Source organism: Streptococcus sp. HMSC062B01, from assembly GCF_001811085.1.
GTDB classification, from domain to species: domain Bacteria; phylum Bacillota; class Bacilli; order Lactobacillales; family Streptococcaceae; genus Streptococcus; species Streptococcus gordonii.
Window position 1 is genome coordinate 1 of the sequence record NZ_KZ672780.1, and the last position, 15,024, is coordinate 15,024.

A 15,024-nucleotide genomic window follows, 5' to 3' on the forward strand; every position below is an offset into this window, starting at 1 on the left:
CGGAGCCATCAAAACCGGAAGAGCCAACATATGATCCATTGCCAACTCCACCGCTAGCACCAACTCCTAAGCAGTTGCCAACTCCACCAGTAGTACCGACAGTTCATTTCCACTATAGCAGTTTATTAGCTCAGCCTCAGATTAATAAAGAAATCAAGAATGAGGATGGTGTAGATATTGACCGGACGTTGGTTGCTAAACAGTCAATTGTTAAGTTTGAATTGAAAACTGAAGCGTTGACAGCTGGACGTCCAAAAACTACTTCATTTGTATTGGTAGATCCACTACCAACTGGCTATAAGTTTGACTTAGATGCAACTAAGGCTGCAAGTACAGGCTTTGATACAACTTATGATGAAGCCAGTCATACTGTAACCTTTAAAGCGACTGATGAGACATTGGCAAGCTACAATGCTGATTTAACTAAACCTGTTGAGACTCTTCATCCAACGGTTGTTGGACGAGTCTTGAACGATGGGGCAACTTATACTAATAACTTCACTTTGACAGTCAATGATGCATATGGTATTAAGTCAAATGTTGTTCGTGTAACGACTCCAGGTAAGCCAAATGATCCTGATAATCCAAATAACAACTATATTAAGCCAACGAAAGTAAATAAGAATAAAGAAGGCCTTAATATCGATGGAAAAGAAGTTTTAGCTGGTTCAACCAACTACTACGAATTAACATGGGATTTGGATCAATATAAGGGCGATAAATCTTCTAAGGAAGCAATCCAAAATGGTTTCTACTATGTAGATGATTATCCAGAGGAAGCATTAGATACTCGTCCTGATTTGATTAAGGTTGCAGATGAAAAAGGAAATCAAGTATCAGGTGTCAGCGTTCAACAATATGACAGTCTAGAAGCTGCTCCTAAGAAAGTTCAGGACTTGTTGAAGAAAGCTAACATTACTGTTAAGGGTGCTTTCCAACTCTTCTCTGCTGACAATCCAGAAGAATTTTACAAGCAATATGTAGCAACTGGAACATCACTAGTCATTACAGATCCGATGACTGTTAAGTCTGAATTTGGTAAGACAGGTGGTAAGTATGAAAACAAGGCTTATCAAATTGATTTCGGAAATGGCTATGCAACAGAAGTAGTGGTTAACAACGTACCGAAAATCACCCCTAAAAAAGACGTAACAGTGAGCCTAGATCCAACTAGTGAAAATCTAGATGGCCAAACAGTTCAATTGTATCAAACATTTAACTATCGTCTGATTGGTGGTCTCATTCCACAAAATCACTCTGAGGAATTAGAAGACTACAGCTTTGTGGATGATTATGACCAAGCTGGTGATCAGTATACTGGTAATTACAAGACATTCAGCTCTCTGAACTTGACAATGAAAGATGGTTCAGTGATTAAAGCAGGTACAGATCTAACATCTCAAACAACTGCTGAAACAGATGCTACAAATGGTATTGTAACTGTTCGTTTCAAGGAAGATTTCTTACAAAAGATTAGTTTGGATTCACCATTCCAAGCTGAAACCTACCTTCAAATGCGCAGAATTGCTATTGGAACATTTGAAAATACTTATGTAAATACTGTTAATAAGGTTGCTTATGCATCTAACACAGTACGTACAACAACTCCAATACCAAGAACTCCAGACAAACCGACACCAATTCCAACGCCAAAACCAAAGGATCCAGACAAACCTGAAACACCAAAAGAACCAAAAGTTCCTAGTCCAAAAGTTGAAGATCCTTCAGCATCAATTCCTGTTTCTGTTGGTAAAGAATTAACAACACTTCCAAAAACAGGAACAAATGATGCTACTTATATGCCTTACCTAGGCTTGGCTGCCCTTGTTGGTTTCCTAGGATTAGGTCTGGCAAAACGCAAAGAAGATTAATCAAATAGCTTAGACTTGTTTCATCTTTGATGTTATGTCGGCTATACTGAGTCGGTAATTTAGGACTCTATAGATTTTAAGGCTGGAACCCAGTGTTCCGGCCTTATTTTTTTCTACTTTCTATATAATTTATGTATCAGAAATATATAGAATTTGTAATCATTTCAAAATATTGAGATAAGATAACTGACATCTAAATAAGGTATGATGATGTTAACATCAAATTTTGTGGGGAAAATCATTTTATGAAAAAAATATTTATTAAAACAGCTCTTGTAGTTGCTTCTACAGCTCTTTCAGCTATAGCTGGTCTTCAAGTTGCACATGCAGATTCTTATGTTGTGCAACAAGGTGATTCTTTCTTTGGAATTGCTAGTGCTCACGGGATGAGCCCTTATGATTTAGCTGCAAAAAATGGCAAATCTATTTTTGATACAATCAACCCAGGTGATGTTTTGGAAGTGGACGGCGCTACTTCTACTTATGCAAATTCAGGTTATGGTGTGAGCAGTAATGCTGATTTGGTATCTGATGTAGATGATGTTGTTTTAAATACCCCTACTGACTATGGTAACTCTTATCCAATCGGACAATGTACTTGGGGTGTTAAGGAATTAGCTCCTTGGGCAAGCAACTGGTGGGGTAATGCCAATACTTGGGCTATCAATGCTAGCAATCAAGGTTATGTTACTGGTACAGTTCCGACAGTAGGTGCAATTGCTGTTTGGGACGGAGGAGAGTATGGTCACGTTGCTTATGTTACAGACGTTCAGAGCGATGGTACAATCCAAGTGCTAGAAGCTAATTACAATCGTCAAAAGCAAATTGATAATTATCGCGGTTATTTTAACCCCAATGAATTTTTGGGAAATGTAACGTATATCTATCCAAACTAATTTGATTAAAGATTTAGAGTGTGCTCTAGATCTTTTTTTATTTTTCAAGATAGGATGTAGAGGGTGAGAATGAGAGGTTGTTGCAAACAAGAAGGCTTTTTGTTGGAAAATATGTTAGAATGAAAGTAATTTGATTTGAAAGAGGATCAGGAATGAACTATTTTAGCAAGTACAAGTTTGATAAATCGAAATTCAAATTAGGAATGCGGACTTTTAAGACAGGGTTGGCGGTTTTTATCATTCTCTTGATGTTTAGTCTATTTGGCTGGGGTGGTCTGCAGATTGGCGCTTTGACAGCAGTTTTTAGCCTGCGAGAAGATTTTGATAAGAGTGTACATTTTGGTACTTCTCGTATCTTAGGAAATAGCATCGGTGGTTTTTATGCCTTGATTTTTTTCCTCATCAATAAGGTTTTTCAAGATCAGCTCTGGGTCACCTTGCTTTTTGTTCCGATTTGTACCATGCTAACGATTATGACTAATGTTGCCATGAACAATAAGGCAGGGGTAATTGGGGGTGTATCGGCCCTCTTGATTATTACACTGTCAGTTTCTGAAGGGGATACGATTGTTTACGTATTTGCCCGGATTTTTGAGACATTTCTTGGTGTATTCGTTGCCATGTTAGTAAATTATGACATTAATCGCCTGCGTTCTTTTTTTAGAAAAGAGAAAAGCAAATGAATATGTCAGAAAAAGTAACATTCCTTCTTGACAGGATAAATCTTTAGGAATATAATAGTGGTAATCTTGGCTAGTGGAGAGTGAAGTTTTTGCTTCATTTGCTAATACTTGCCATACAAGTAAGGAATTGGATCCGTACTAAAAACTTAGAAAGAATGATTAGCAATCCTTTTTATCTGAAAAGAAAAGTAATTGTTTCAGCTATCATATGGTCGTGCTAAAGCCGGTTTGATAGCTTGTTTTCCTATTAGTTTTTGGAGTTCTCATCTCTTACGAAAGGAGGATGTAATGAAAGAAAAAGAACTGCGACGCAATTTGGCAGTTTTCCCAATCGGCAGCGTTATGAAATTGACAGACTTAACGGCTCGGCAGATTCGCTATTATGAGGATCAGCAGCTGATTACACCTGAGCGAACAGAAGGGAATCGTCGCATGTATTCCCTAAATGACATGGATCGCTTGCTGGAAATAAAAGACTATATTTCTGAAGGCTATAATATTGCTGCAATCAAGCGTAAGTATGCTGAACGTGAAGCAATGGCCAAAAAACCAGTGAGCGCAAAAGACGTTCGACGTGCACTACACAACGACATTGTGCAACAGAGTAGATTTGCATCCTCTGTGCCGACATTTGGTCAATTAAAACGACCATAACTATTGTTTTATTCCATAAGGAGATCACCATGCCTATTACAGTTGCTGATATCAAGCGCGAAGTTAAAGAAAAAAATGTTACCTTTATCCGTCTTATGTTTTCAGATATTTTGGGAACAATGAAAAATGTGGAAATCCCTGCAACAGATGAACAGTTAGACAAAGTATTATCTAACAAAGCTATGTTTGACGGTTCTTCTATTGAAGGTTTTGTTCGGATTAACGAATCGGATATGTATCTATATCCAGATTTGGACACTTGGACTGTTTTCCCTTGGGGAGATGAAAATGGTAGCGTTGCAGGATTAATTTGTGATGTCTATACGACAGAAGGTCTTCCTTTCCAGGGAGATCCGCGCAGTAACTTGAAACGCGCCCTCAAGCACATGGAGGAGCTGGGCTTTAAATCCTTTAATCTTGGACCAGAGCCAGAATTCTTCCTCTTTAAGTTGGATGAAAATGGAGATCCTACTTTAGAGGTGAATGATAAAGGAGGTTATTTTGATTTAGCTCCGACAGACTTAGCTGATAATACTCGCCGAGAGATTGTCAATGTTTTGACAAGTATGGGATTTGAAGTTGAGGCTAGTCACCATGAAGTAGCTGTTGGTCAGCACGAAATTGATTTTAAATATGATGAAGTTCTACGTGCATGTGATAAAATCCAGCTCTTTAAACTGGTCGTTAAGACTATAGCTCGTAAGCATGGCTTGTACGCTACTTTCATGGCTAAGCCTAAGTTTGGTATTGCTGGTTCAGGTATGCACTGTAATATGTCTCTCTTTAATCAGGATGGGACAAATGCCTTTTTTGATCCTGAGGATCCAAGAGGTATGCAATTGTCGGATACAGCCTACTATTTCTTGGGTGGCTTGATCAAACACGCCTACAACTATACAGCTATTATGAATCCAACCGTCAACTCTTATAAGCGTTTGGTTCCTGGCTACGAAGCACCAGTTTATATTGCTTGGGCAGGGCAAAATCGATCTCCTTTGGTTCGTGTGCCAGCATCTCGCGGTATGGGAACTCGCTTGGAATTACGTTCTGTAGACCCTATGGCTAACCCTTATATTGCTATGGCTGTTCTTCTTGAAGTGGGTCTTCACGGAATTGAAAATAAGATTCAGGCACCAGCTCCTGTTGAAGAGAATATTTATGTTATGTCAGCAGAAGAACGAAAGGAAGCTGGCATTACAGACCTTCCTTCAACTCTACACAATGCTATAAAGGCTCTAACTGAGGATGAAGTCGTCAAGGATGCCCTCGGCAATCACATCTATACTAGCTTTGTAGAGGCTAAGCGTATCGAGTGGGCTAGCTACGCAACCTTTGTTTCACAATGGGAAATTGATAACTATTTAGATCTATACTAATGATAGAGCAGGTGGCCTGAAAGTCCCCTGCTTTTTCGTGGAGGAGAAGTAAGATGGAAAAATTTGATGATTTTATTAAGCGGGTTTTTGATGAGCAATATGAAGTCTGCTTTGGTTCAGATATGCTTGAAAAACTAGAGCCCAGAGATTATTATCTGACGCGGAAGGAGGATGATCGATTAATGGCCTTGCTCCATGGCCAGCAGCTATTAGAAAATATTCATATCAAGGCTTTGGTGGTGGATAAAGCGTACCAGAAAAAAGGCTTGGGAGCATCTCTATTGTCAGAATTAGAAGAAAAGGCTGCAGAAGCAGGAGCAACTAGTATTACCTTATCCACCAAATCCTATCAGGCCAAGGATTTTTACCTCAAACAAGGTTATGAAATCTACGCTAGTCTAGCAGATGTCCCACAAAAGGGCATTAGCAAATATCATTTGATTAAGCGATTAAGCTGAGTTTTTCTTAAATAGATGGAAGTCAATTTGGCTTCTGTTTTTAAACATTAATTTTGCATACATACTGAATGTATGTTAAAATGAAACTTAAGAAAAGGAGAACAAATGATTACTAGTTTATATCCAGTTTTAATGAGTGAAGATGTCCATCAATCTGCACAATTCTTTATTGATTATTTCCAATTTCAGGAAACTTTCCGTTCAGATTGGTATATTAGTTTAAAGAATATCGATCAGATTGGTATATTAGTTTAAAGAATATCGAGAGTGGTTTTGAGCTTGCTTTTATTGATGGCAAGCATGGGACAGTGCCACAAGCTTACCAGTCTAAGGCGAGTGGCCTAATCATCAATATCGAAGTTGACAATGTGGATTGTCTTTATGAAGAATTGCGTCAGCAAGAAGAAATGGAGTTCCTTCTTCCCATTAAGAGTGAAGATTTTGGTCAGCGCCATTTCATTGTGAAAGCGCCGGGTTCTGTTTTGGTTGATGTCATTCAAGTCATTCCGCCTAGTGCTGAGTTTGTGGCAAATTATTTGGAGAGTGAAGATGAATAAAAAACAGCAGGCTTCCTTAGAGACAAGCAAGAAAATATTAGCAATCGCTCGGCAACATTTTTCTTTAAAGGGTTATGCAGAAGCTTCCTTGGAGGAAATTGTGGATGAGCTGGGAATGACAAGAGGCGCACTTTATCATCATTTCGGGAATAAAAAAGCTTTGTTTATTGCGGTACTGGCACAAATTCAGTCCGAACTGGGGTCATATGTAGAACAAAACGCTCTGGAAGCACACGATTCTTGGGAGCAATTGGTGGAAGGCTGTGTGGCTTTTGTTCGTTTTGCGACTTTGACAGAAAATAAACGCATTCTCTTACTTGATGGACCTAATGTTGTTGAGTGGAAAGAGTGGCGCAGTCAGGACGAGGCTAATTCTTTCTTTCATTTGAGAGAGCAATTAGACATTTTATCTAAAGAAGAGAAGCTTATCTCTATTGATCTGGATATGGCCGCGCATATGATTTCAGGCGCCTTGAACGAGTTGTCTCTTTATCTGGCGGAGAAAGAGGGAGAAGCAGAAGTTCGAGATGCGATAAGCAATCTTTTAAGAGGATTTAAAAATCATGGCAAAAAAGGTTAAAGATTATTATGATTTGATTTATGCGGAGGATTTGAGTAGGCGCCTGCAAGAGGTAACAGATAAATTTGATGCTCAGCATTTTATGTCTCTGGTTGAAAGCGACTTAGAAGCTTTGGAATTTACTCAGCGTCAAGAGCTGCTGGCAAAGAGTATCAAAGAATGCTTGCCACTTTCTTATGCTGATTCCCTTAAGGTTTTTGAGCAGATACTTGGTCCGGAGTTAGAGGGTGGCTTGGGTATGTTTTCAGAAGGCTACTGGTTGTGGCCGATTGGCAAATATGTAGAACTTTACGGAGGTCAGGAATTCGAGCTGAGTGCCGCCTTCAGTAAGGAATTAACCAAGCGATTTACTGGAGAATTTTCCATGCGTCCCTTACTAGCTAATTATCCTAAAGCTACGTTGGATTTATTGTTAGTGTGGAGCCAAGATGAGAATATGCGTGTCCGCAGATTAGCCAGCGAGTGTATGCGGATTCGACTACCTTGGGCTAAGAAGCAGACCGTGGTTTTAGATTATTTTGATGAGTTTGCTACTGTTTTAAGGAATTTAAAGGATGATAGGGACAAATCAGTCCAAAAAAGTGTCGCAAATAATCTGAATGATTTATATAAAGAAGATCTTGAAAAGTTTGAGAGTATCATCCAAACTTGGCAGGAGGAAGAGCTGAGTCCAAGCTGTGCTTGGATTATCAAACATGCGTCTAGGACAAAAGATAAAACAAAAAAATAGCTTTGCCACTTGGGCAAAGCTATTTTTTAGTTGTCTTCGTCTGGTGTAAGCACCATCGGAATAATAATTGGTTCGCGCTCAGTATTTTCATAAAGGAAAGGACGAAGGGCGTTGACGATAGCACCATTGACAGACTGGATATTGGCATCTTTATTTTTGAGGGCAATGCGGATAGCATTGAAAAGAAGACGCTGACTTTGGCGAATCAAATCACCAGACTCACGCATGTAGATGAAGCCACGGCTGAGAATATCTGGGCCTGCTAGAATCATTTGTGATTCAAAGTCGACTGTTGCGACAGCAAGTACCACCCCGTCTTCTGACAGGTCTTTACGGTCGCGCAGGACAGCAGCACCGATTTCACCAATACGGTTTCCATCGACATAAATATCTTGAGCATTGAAACTACCAGCTATGCGGGCAGAATTAGCTGTCAGAGCTAGCACATCGCCGTTGCTCATGATGAAGATATTGTCTTTTGGAACTCCAGTATCAACGGCTAGCCCAGCATGGACTTTCTGCATGCGGTATTCACCGTGGACTGGCATGAAATATTTAGGCTTGATCAAGCGGAGCATAAGTTTCTGCTCTTGCTGGCCACCGTGTCCAGAGGTGTGGATGTTGTTAATCTTACCATGAATAACCTCTACACCAGCTTCAGAGATAATATTAATCAGCTTGTTAACGCTAGTCGTATTACCAGGGATAGGGCTAGATGAGAAGATGACTGTATCTCCAGGCTGTAGCTGAACCTGACGGTGAGTACCGTTAGCAATACGTGACAGGGCTGCCATAGGCTCACCCTGACTTCCGGTACACATAATCAGGACTTCACTAGCAGGGTAGTCTTTGATAGCATTTGGCTCAATGAAGGTATCTTTAGGAACCTTGATATAGCCTAATTCAATCCCGTTAACAATCGCCTTTTCCATAGATCGACCGAAGACCGCAATCTTGCGTCCAGCCTTTACCGCAGCTTCTGCAGCTTGTTGAAGACGGAAGATATTTGAGGCAAAGGAGGCAAAAATAATGCGTCCGTGAATACCCTCGATAATCTTCATGATTGATTGGCCAACTACTTTTTCAGAATTAGTAAAAGTAGGAACTTCAGCATTTGTCGAGTCAGAGAGAAGGCAGAGAACGCCTTCCTCGCCTAGAGCTGCCATACGGTGCAGGTCAGCTGGTTCACCGACTGGAGTAAAGTCAAACTTAAAGTCACCGGTACAGACAATCTTACCCTGTGGTGTATGAATGACAATTCCTAAAGGTTCTGGGATAGAGTGGGTCGTACGGAAGAAAGTTGCTTTAAGGTTTTTAAATTTCAGTTCAGTGTTTTGGTTAATTTCGTAGAGTTTGGCATCACGTAAAAGTCCGTGCTCTTCCAATTTGCCACGAATAAGGGCTAGTGCCAGAGGTCCAGCATAAATAGGTACATTAGCCTGTTTAAGCAAGAATGGGATACCACCGATGTGGTCTTCGTGACCGTGAGTAATAAGAACCCCTTTGACACGGTCGATATTCTCTACAATATAGGAGTAATCGGGGATGACATAGTCAATCCCTAGAAGATCGTCTTCTGGAAATTTGATACCTGCATCAACGATAATAATCTCGTCTTGATATTCGATTCCGTAGGTGTTTTTACCAATTTCTCCTAGACCACCAATGGCAAAAACGCCAACTTCTTTTGGTTTTAAAGTATAGGACATGGTTTAAAACTCCGTTACTTGAAAAGTGCCTGATTCTTTTTCGTATTCTAAGTGTTTGTCAGACAAGAGTTCGATAAATTCAATGTTGTAATCAGTATTTTCTTCAACCAATTTACGGGCTTTAATGCGTCCCTCGAGTTCGTTATCTGCTTCAACTTCCAAGTAAAGAGAGCGAGTGTTTTCACGACGTGGGCTACGGTCTTTTGTTTCTTGATAAAAAACTTTATAAATCATTCTATTTCCTTTCATTTCACGATTAATCTACAACAAACATGCAGCCAAGTTATCAGCTGTTTTTTTATATTTAGTTTTCTGGGTAATAGATTAATCTTGGTTCGTTACAATTATAACAATTATATCATAAAATACGGTATTAGTAAAAGTTAGAAATCCAAAAAGAAGAGGAAGCCGTTTTCATTTTTCCCTTCTACCTAAAGGGGAAAGAAGTTGGAAAATCCCTCTCTTCGTAGTATAATATAAGGCAGACAATCGAGTAAGGAAAAGATAAGAATGAAATTATTGGCTTTTGATACTTCTAATCAAGCACTGTCTCTAGCTATTTTAGAAGATGAGCATCTATTGGCTCAGACAACGCTCAATATTAAGAAAAATCATAGCATTACCCTTATGCCGGCTATTGATTTTCTCATGAATAGTTTGGACATAAAACCGACGGATTTGGATCGTATCGTAGTGGCTCAGGGACCAGGTAGCTACACAGGTCTGAGAATTGCGGTGGCGACAGCTAAGACTCTGGCGCATACACTTAAGATTGAACTGGTCGGTGTGTCTAGTTTGCTAGCTTTAGTCCCAGAGCAGGTGGAAGGCTTGGTCATTCCTATCATGGATGCCCGCCGCAATAATGTCTACGCTGGCTTTTACCAGTCTGGTCAGGCTGTACGGCCGGAAGCTCATCTACCTTTGGCAGAGGTTTTGGAAATAGCTGGCGCTGCTGACCAGCCAGTCACTTTTGTCGGAGAGACAGCAGCTTTTGCGGAGCAGATTGAGGCAACTCTTCCTCAGGCTGCCATTCAGCCGACCTTACCAGACGCAGCAACTATTGGTCGTCTTGGTTTAGAACTGCCAGCCCAGTCTATTCATGACTTTGTTCCTAACTACCTCAAGCGGGTAGAGGCTGAGGAAAATTGGCTCAAGACCCATCAGGAATCCAGCGATTCTTACATTCAGCGCCTATGATTAAGATGAGAAAATGGAGCGACAGCTCAGATGATGACGTGGCTACTCTTGCAGAAAAGCTGGAACAGCTCTTACTTGCAGTCTATGAGGTCAGCCCTTGGACGGCGAACCAAGTGGCAGAGGTTCTGCGTTCGGATGTGAACAGTTGTGTGCTAGCAGAAGATGAGGGGCTACTGGTCGGCTTTTTAGTCTGGCAGGAGACAGACTTTGAAGCAGAAGTCCTGCAGATTGCTGTATTGCCTAGCTATCAGGGGCAGAAAATCGCGACAGCCTTGTTTGACTTTTTGCCAGCAAACAAAGAAATTTTCCTCGAAGTGAGGGAGTCCAACAAGCCAGCTCTGCTATTTTACAAAAAAGAAAAATTTGAAGCAATCGCGCGGCGGAAGGCCTACTACCATGCGCCGGTGGAAGATGCGATTGTCATGAAAAGAGAGATCCATGAAAGATAGATATATTTTAGCTTTTGAGACGTCTTGTGATGAGACCAGTGTGGCGGTTCTGAAGAATGAGACTGAGCTTTTGAGCAATGTCATTGCCAGCCAGATTGAGAGCCACAAGCGTTTTGGCGGAGTGGTACCGGAAGTTGCCAGTCGCCATCATGTGGAAGTTATTACGGTTTGTATTGAGGAGGCCTTGGCAGAAGCAGGGATTAGTGAGGAGCAAGTTACTGCTGTGGCTGTCACCTACGGTCCTGGTCTGGTTGGGGCGCTTCTAGTCGGTTTAGCCGCGGCTAAGTCCTTTGCCTGGGCTCATGATATCCCCTTGATTCCAGTCAATCATATGGCCGGCCACCTGATGGCAGCCCAGAGCGTGGAGCCCTTGGAATTTCCCTTGCTGGCTCTCTTGGTCAGTGGTGGCCATACCGAGCTGGTCTATGTTAGTCAGGCTGGTGACTATAAGATTGTGGGGGAAACTCGCGATGATGCGGTCGGTGAAGCCTATGATAAGGTCGGTCGAGTCATGGGGCTGACCTATCCAGCAGGCCGGGAGATTGATCAGCTGGCTCATCAAGGACGGGATATGTATGATTTTCCGCGGGCCATGATCAAGGAAGATAATCTGGAATTTTCTTTTTCCGGCCTCAAGTCGGCCTTTATCAACCTGCACCACAATGCCCAGCAAAAAGGAGAGGTCTTGTCTAATCAAGACCTGTCAGCAAGCTTTCAGGCAGCGGTCATGGATATTCTCATGGCCAAGACTAAAAAAGCGCTGGAAAAATATCCAGTCAAGACTCTTGTTGTGGCGGGCGGTGTTGCGGCCAATCAAGGCCTGAGAGAACGCTTGGCAGCTGAGATTCAGGATGTTAAGGTGATTATTCCGCCTCTTCGCCTTTGCGGTGACAATGCTGGTATGATTGCTTATGCTAGTGTCAGCGAGTGGAATAAGGAAAATTTTGCCGGTTTGGATCTGAATGCTAAGCCGAGTCTGGCTTTTGAAACGATGGAGTAAAGGAGAAGAATGCGCGGACAGACATTTAAACAGGGGGCACAGGCGGCAGTGCCAACGGCTCTGGGCTATATTGGAATTGGTCTAGCTTGCGGCATCATGGCGGCACCTCATATGAATCCCTTGGAGATGGGGGTGATGAGTATTCTGGTTTATGCCGGCAGCGCCCAGTTTGCCATGATTGGTTTATTTGCTCAGCAGGCGCCGGTTTTAGTCATCGCACTGACTGTTTTTCTTATTAATATTCGACATCTTTTACTCTGTCTGCATGCGTCAACTTTTTTTCGAAAGTCTAGCTTGATGCAGAATATTGTCATTGGGTCTTTTTTGACTGATGAATCTTATGGAGTTTTGATGGGGGAGCAGGTGCATACAAAAGAGATTGCTGCTAGCTGGATGATGGGGAACAATTTCATGAGTTATGCTTCTTGGATTGTGGGAACTGTTTTTGGGACAGCCCTAGGCGCCCTTCTGCCCAGTCCTGAAAGCTTTGGCCTGGATTTTGCCCTAGTCTCCATGTTTATCGGTATTTTCTCTTCTCAGTTTACAATCATGCTGCGACGGGTCAAGATAAAGAAGCTCTTTTTAGTCTTAGGTGTGGTGGGCCTTGCCTACTTGGTCCTAACTATGCTACTTCAAAATTCGCTGGCGGTGCTTTTTGCGACCTTGCTAGGCTGTACGGTGGGGGTGATTTTGGATGATAAGTAAGTATATTTTGCTGGCCATTCTTTTGTCAGCCCTGGTCACTTGGATTCCGCGGGTTTTGCCCTTTATCCTAGTCAAGTACAAGGGCCTCCCGCCCATGGCAGAGCGTTTCCTCAAATATCTGCCTGTTTCCATTATCTTTGCCCTTATCCTGTCCAGTGTCACAAATGCTAAAACAGGTCAGCTGCCAAGTTTTAAATGGCTGGATTTGCTGGCGATTTTTCCAACAACTTACATAGCATTTAAGTATAAAAACTTGATTTTGACAGTGGTTTGTGGCGTGATTTTAGTTGCTCTATTACGCTTAGTAGTTCAAATGATCTAATAACTTCTAAATCTTTCTATTTCAGGTAGAGAGATTTTTTATTATTAGAAATGTCAGAAAATTTCATAATCGTGGTATAATGGTGTTGTTAGACTAAGGAGGTGGATCATGGCAGAAGCAGGTCATAAATTTTTAGCAAAATTAGGAAAGAAGCGTCTTCGACCCGGAGGTAAGCTTGCAACCGACTGGTTGATAGAGCAAGGGCAATTTTCTAGCGACAAAAAGGTTTTAGAAGTCGCCTGCAATATGGGAACGACAACGATTGAATTAGCAAAAAAATCTGGTTGCGAAATTACTGCAGTTGATTTAGATAAGGCTGCGCTGGCTCAGGCGCGACTTAATGGAGACAAGGCTGGCGTTGGAGAACTCGTCACATTTGAGCAGGCTAATGCTATGAAGCTGCCTTATGATGACAATTCGTTTGATATCGTTATCAATGAAGCCATGCTGACCATGCAGACGGATAAGGGGAAGGCTAAATGTATGGATGAGTACTACCGGGTGCTGAAGCCAGGCGGAGTGCTCCTCACACACGATGTCATGCTTAAGCAAAGAGATGAGAATGTCCGGGAAGAGCTGTCACGTGCGATTAACGTCAATGTTGGCCCATTGACAGAAGGCTCTTGGATTCAGCTGGCACGTTCTCATGCTTTTGACCGTGTAGACACCTTTGTCGGCGAAATGACCTTGATGAGCCTTCGAGGGATGATATATGACGAAGGACTAGGCGGCACTCTGAAAATTTGCTTCAATGCCCTCAAGAAAGAAAACTACGGCCAATTTATGAAGATGTTTAAGATGTTCCAAAAGAATCAAGAAAAACTGGGCTTTATTGCTATGGTTTCTCACAAATAGGAAATCAATCCTCTTGTTTTATTGATTTAGGGAAGATTTGACAAAATACTTTAGTGATGATTTTGTTTTCTCCTTTTTAAGTAGGTTCAATCACTTTATCTTCCCTTGCTTTTACATAGCCTATGGAATAGGATACTTGAACTCATTCGCTGTTGATAAAGTGTTTATAGATTTTACCTAGTTTGGCCATTTTTACAAAAGGTTTTATATAAGTAAAGATTTTAAACCAATTCCAAAAATAACTTGATTTTTTTGAATAAAAAGAACTATAATAATTTCAGAACGTAGAAAAGAGGTAACCATGATGGTGAAATCATTGTCGAAACTCCTTTATGCATCTTTATTTCTAGCTTTGTCATTTTCTTTAGTAGCCTGCAGTTCGCCAAAAGATAGCGTAACAAAGAGTTCATCCAGCGATAAGGTCAGTAAATCGAGTAAGTCTAGTCAGAGTAAATCGAGTGAGTCTAGTAAGAGCAGTTCCAAGGAGTCATCGACTTCATCAAGCCAAACTTCAGTCTCTTCTAGCGAGGATGCTTCAAAATCAAGCCAAACTAGTTCATCCAGTTCTAGCGCTAAGGAAGCTCTTACAGCAGACTCCATTGTTCCATCAGAATTAGTTGGTGTCTGGAAAGGAAGAAGTCCTCAAGCTGAGGAGATTACAATGACTGTTGGCGCAGATGGATCTATTTGGACTCAGGCTAACTTTAGCAGTTATGGGCAAAAGAGCGATGTAAAGGCTGTTGCAAGAGCCATTAAAATCAGTCAAAACCTCTATCGATGGGAGTTAGTTTCAGGAGAATATAGTGCCTTGACTCCTGGTATAACAGGCCTTGGTGGTATAGGGAAAGCTGAGCCAGGCTTTACTTTAGAAAATGGTAAATTCACACCTGTCATGTTTACTGGTCCTGCTGATCAACCTCTTGATTATTCAAATTACTATGCTTTTGAATTTTCTTTAACTAAAAACTAAACTGTGAGACTC

At 41.4% G+C, this 15,024-nt stretch carries 17 protein-coding genes and 1 pseudogene; 16 read left to right on the forward strand and 2 right to left on the reverse strand.

Going from position 1 to position 15,024, the window contains the following annotated elements:
- The 9 genes and pseudogenes from HMPREF2780_RS03375 to HMPREF2780_RS03415 form a co-directional block, all read left to right on the forward strand.
- The coding region (locus HMPREF2780_RS03375; protein WP_158672289.1) for an SspB-related isopeptide-forming adhesin at positions 1-1,871 on the forward strand (1,871 nt) is incomplete at its 5' end.
- A gap of 245 nt (positions 1,872-2,116) precedes the next feature.
- The gene (locus tag HMPREF2780_RS03380) at positions 2,117-2,767 is read left to right on the forward strand and encodes a COG3942 and LysM peptidoglycan-binding domain-containing protein (protein WP_008808232.1); all 651 of its coding nucleotides are present in this window, start codon (positions 2,117-2,119) and stop codon (positions 2,765-2,767) included.
- A gap of 152 nt (positions 2,768-2,919) precedes the next feature.
- A complete protein-coding gene (locus tag HMPREF2780_RS03385; RefSeq protein ID WP_008808233.1) occupies positions 2,920-3,450 on the forward strand; it encodes an FUSC family protein in 531 nt (176 codons plus the stop codon).
- Positions 3,451-3,738: 288 nt separating this feature from the next.
- Complete coding sequence (locus tag HMPREF2780_RS03390; RefSeq protein ID WP_008808234.1) at positions 3,739-4,104, forward strand: MerR family transcriptional regulator; 366 nt, start codon at positions 3,739-3,741, stop codon at positions 4,102-4,104.
- 29 nt (positions 4,105-4,133) lie between these two features.
- Positions 4,134-5,480 (forward strand): type I glutamate--ammonia ligase, encoded by a 1,347-nt coding sequence (glnA, locus tag HMPREF2780_RS03395; RefSeq protein ID WP_008808235.1) that lies wholly within the window; start codon positions 4,134-4,136, stop codon positions 5,478-5,480.
- 53 nt (positions 5,481-5,533) lie between these two features.
- Positions 5,534-5,938 carry a GNAT family N-acetyltransferase gene (locus tag HMPREF2780_RS03400; RefSeq protein ID WP_105026149.1) on the forward strand — a complete coding sequence of 135 codons (405 nt, stop codon included), beginning with the start codon at positions 5,534-5,536 and terminating at the stop codon, positions 5,936-5,938.
- Positions 5,939-6,043: 105 nt separating this feature from the next.
- Positions 6,044-6,495 (forward strand): annotated as a pseudogene (locus HMPREF2780_RS11875) (VOC family protein).
- Positions 6,488-7,075, forward strand: coding sequence for a TetR/AcrR family transcriptional regulator (locus HMPREF2780_RS03410; RefSeq protein ID WP_061596220.1), 588 nt, complete (start codon positions 6,488-6,490; stop codon positions 7,073-7,075). Before HMPREF2780_RS11875 ends, HMPREF2780_RS03410 begins: the two are co-directional and overlap by 8 nt.
- Positions 7,059-7,805, forward strand: coding sequence for a DNA alkylation repair protein (locus HMPREF2780_RS03415; protein ID WP_105026150.1), 747 nt, complete (start codon positions 7,059-7,061; stop codon positions 7,803-7,805). Before HMPREF2780_RS03410 ends, HMPREF2780_RS03415 begins: the two co-directional genes overlap by 17 nt.
- Before the next feature lie 26 nt (positions 7,806-7,831).
- Here HMPREF2780_RS03415 and rnjA read toward each other — a convergent pair whose 3' ends face one another.
- Positions 7,832-9,514, reverse strand: a complete 1,683-nt coding sequence (rnjA, locus tag HMPREF2780_RS03420) for a ribonuclease J1 (protein WP_011999752.1) — start codon at positions 9,512-9,514, stop codon at positions 7,832-7,834.
- A gap of 3 nt (positions 9,515-9,517) precedes the next feature.
- Positions 9,518-9,748, reverse strand: a complete 231-nt coding sequence (locus HMPREF2780_RS03425) for a DNA-dependent RNA polymerase subunit epsilon (protein WP_048776340.1) — start codon at positions 9,746-9,748, stop codon at positions 9,518-9,520.
- Between the two features lie 276 nt (positions 9,749-10,024).
- On the opposite strand from HMPREF2780_RS03425, the gene tsaB reads away from it, so the two are divergent.
- From tsaB to HMPREF2780_RS03460, 7 genes are all read left to right on the forward strand, one after another.
- Positions 10,025-10,711 carry a tRNA (adenosine(37)-N6)-threonylcarbamoyltransferase complex dimerization subunit type 1 TsaB gene (tsaB, locus tag HMPREF2780_RS03430; protein WP_105026151.1) on the forward strand — a complete coding sequence of 229 codons (687 nt, stop codon included), beginning with the start codon at positions 10,025-10,027 and terminating at the stop codon, positions 10,709-10,711.
- Positions 10,708-11,160 carry a ribosomal protein S18-alanine N-acetyltransferase gene (gene rimI / locus HMPREF2780_RS03435; protein WP_105026152.1) on the forward strand — a complete coding sequence of 151 codons (453 nt, stop codon included), beginning with the start codon at positions 10,708-10,710 and terminating at the stop codon, positions 11,158-11,160. Before tsaB ends, rimI begins: the two co-directional genes overlap by 4 nt.
- A complete protein-coding gene (gene tsaD, locus HMPREF2780_RS03440; RefSeq protein ID WP_105026153.1) occupies positions 11,150-12,160 on the forward strand; it encodes a tRNA (adenosine(37)-N6)-threonylcarbamoyltransferase complex transferase subunit TsaD in 1,011 nt (336 codons plus the stop codon). Before rimI ends, tsaD begins: the two co-directional genes overlap by 11 nt.
- Before the next feature lie 9 nt (positions 12,161-12,169).
- The gene (locus HMPREF2780_RS03445; protein WP_105026154.1) at positions 12,170-12,865 is read left to right on the forward strand and encodes an AzlC family ABC transporter permease; all 696 of its coding nucleotides are present in this window, start codon (positions 12,170-12,172) and stop codon (positions 12,863-12,865) included.
- Positions 12,855-13,187, forward strand: a complete 333-nt coding sequence (locus tag HMPREF2780_RS03450) for an AzlD domain-containing protein (protein ID WP_048777434.1) — start codon at positions 12,855-12,857, stop codon at positions 13,185-13,187. The genes HMPREF2780_RS03445 and HMPREF2780_RS03450 overlap by 11 nt, the downstream gene beginning before the upstream one ends.
- Positions 13,188-13,295: 108 nt before the next feature.
- Positions 13,296-14,042 (forward strand): class I SAM-dependent methyltransferase, encoded by a 747-nt coding sequence (locus tag HMPREF2780_RS03455; protein WP_105026155.1) that lies wholly within the window; start codon positions 13,296-13,298, stop codon positions 14,040-14,042.
- Between the two features lie 301 nt (positions 14,043-14,343).
- A complete protein-coding gene (locus HMPREF2780_RS03460) occupies positions 14,344-15,012 on the forward strand; it encodes a hypothetical protein (protein WP_105026156.1) in 669 nt (222 codons plus the stop codon).
- Positions 15,013-15,024: the final 12 nt, after the last annotated feature.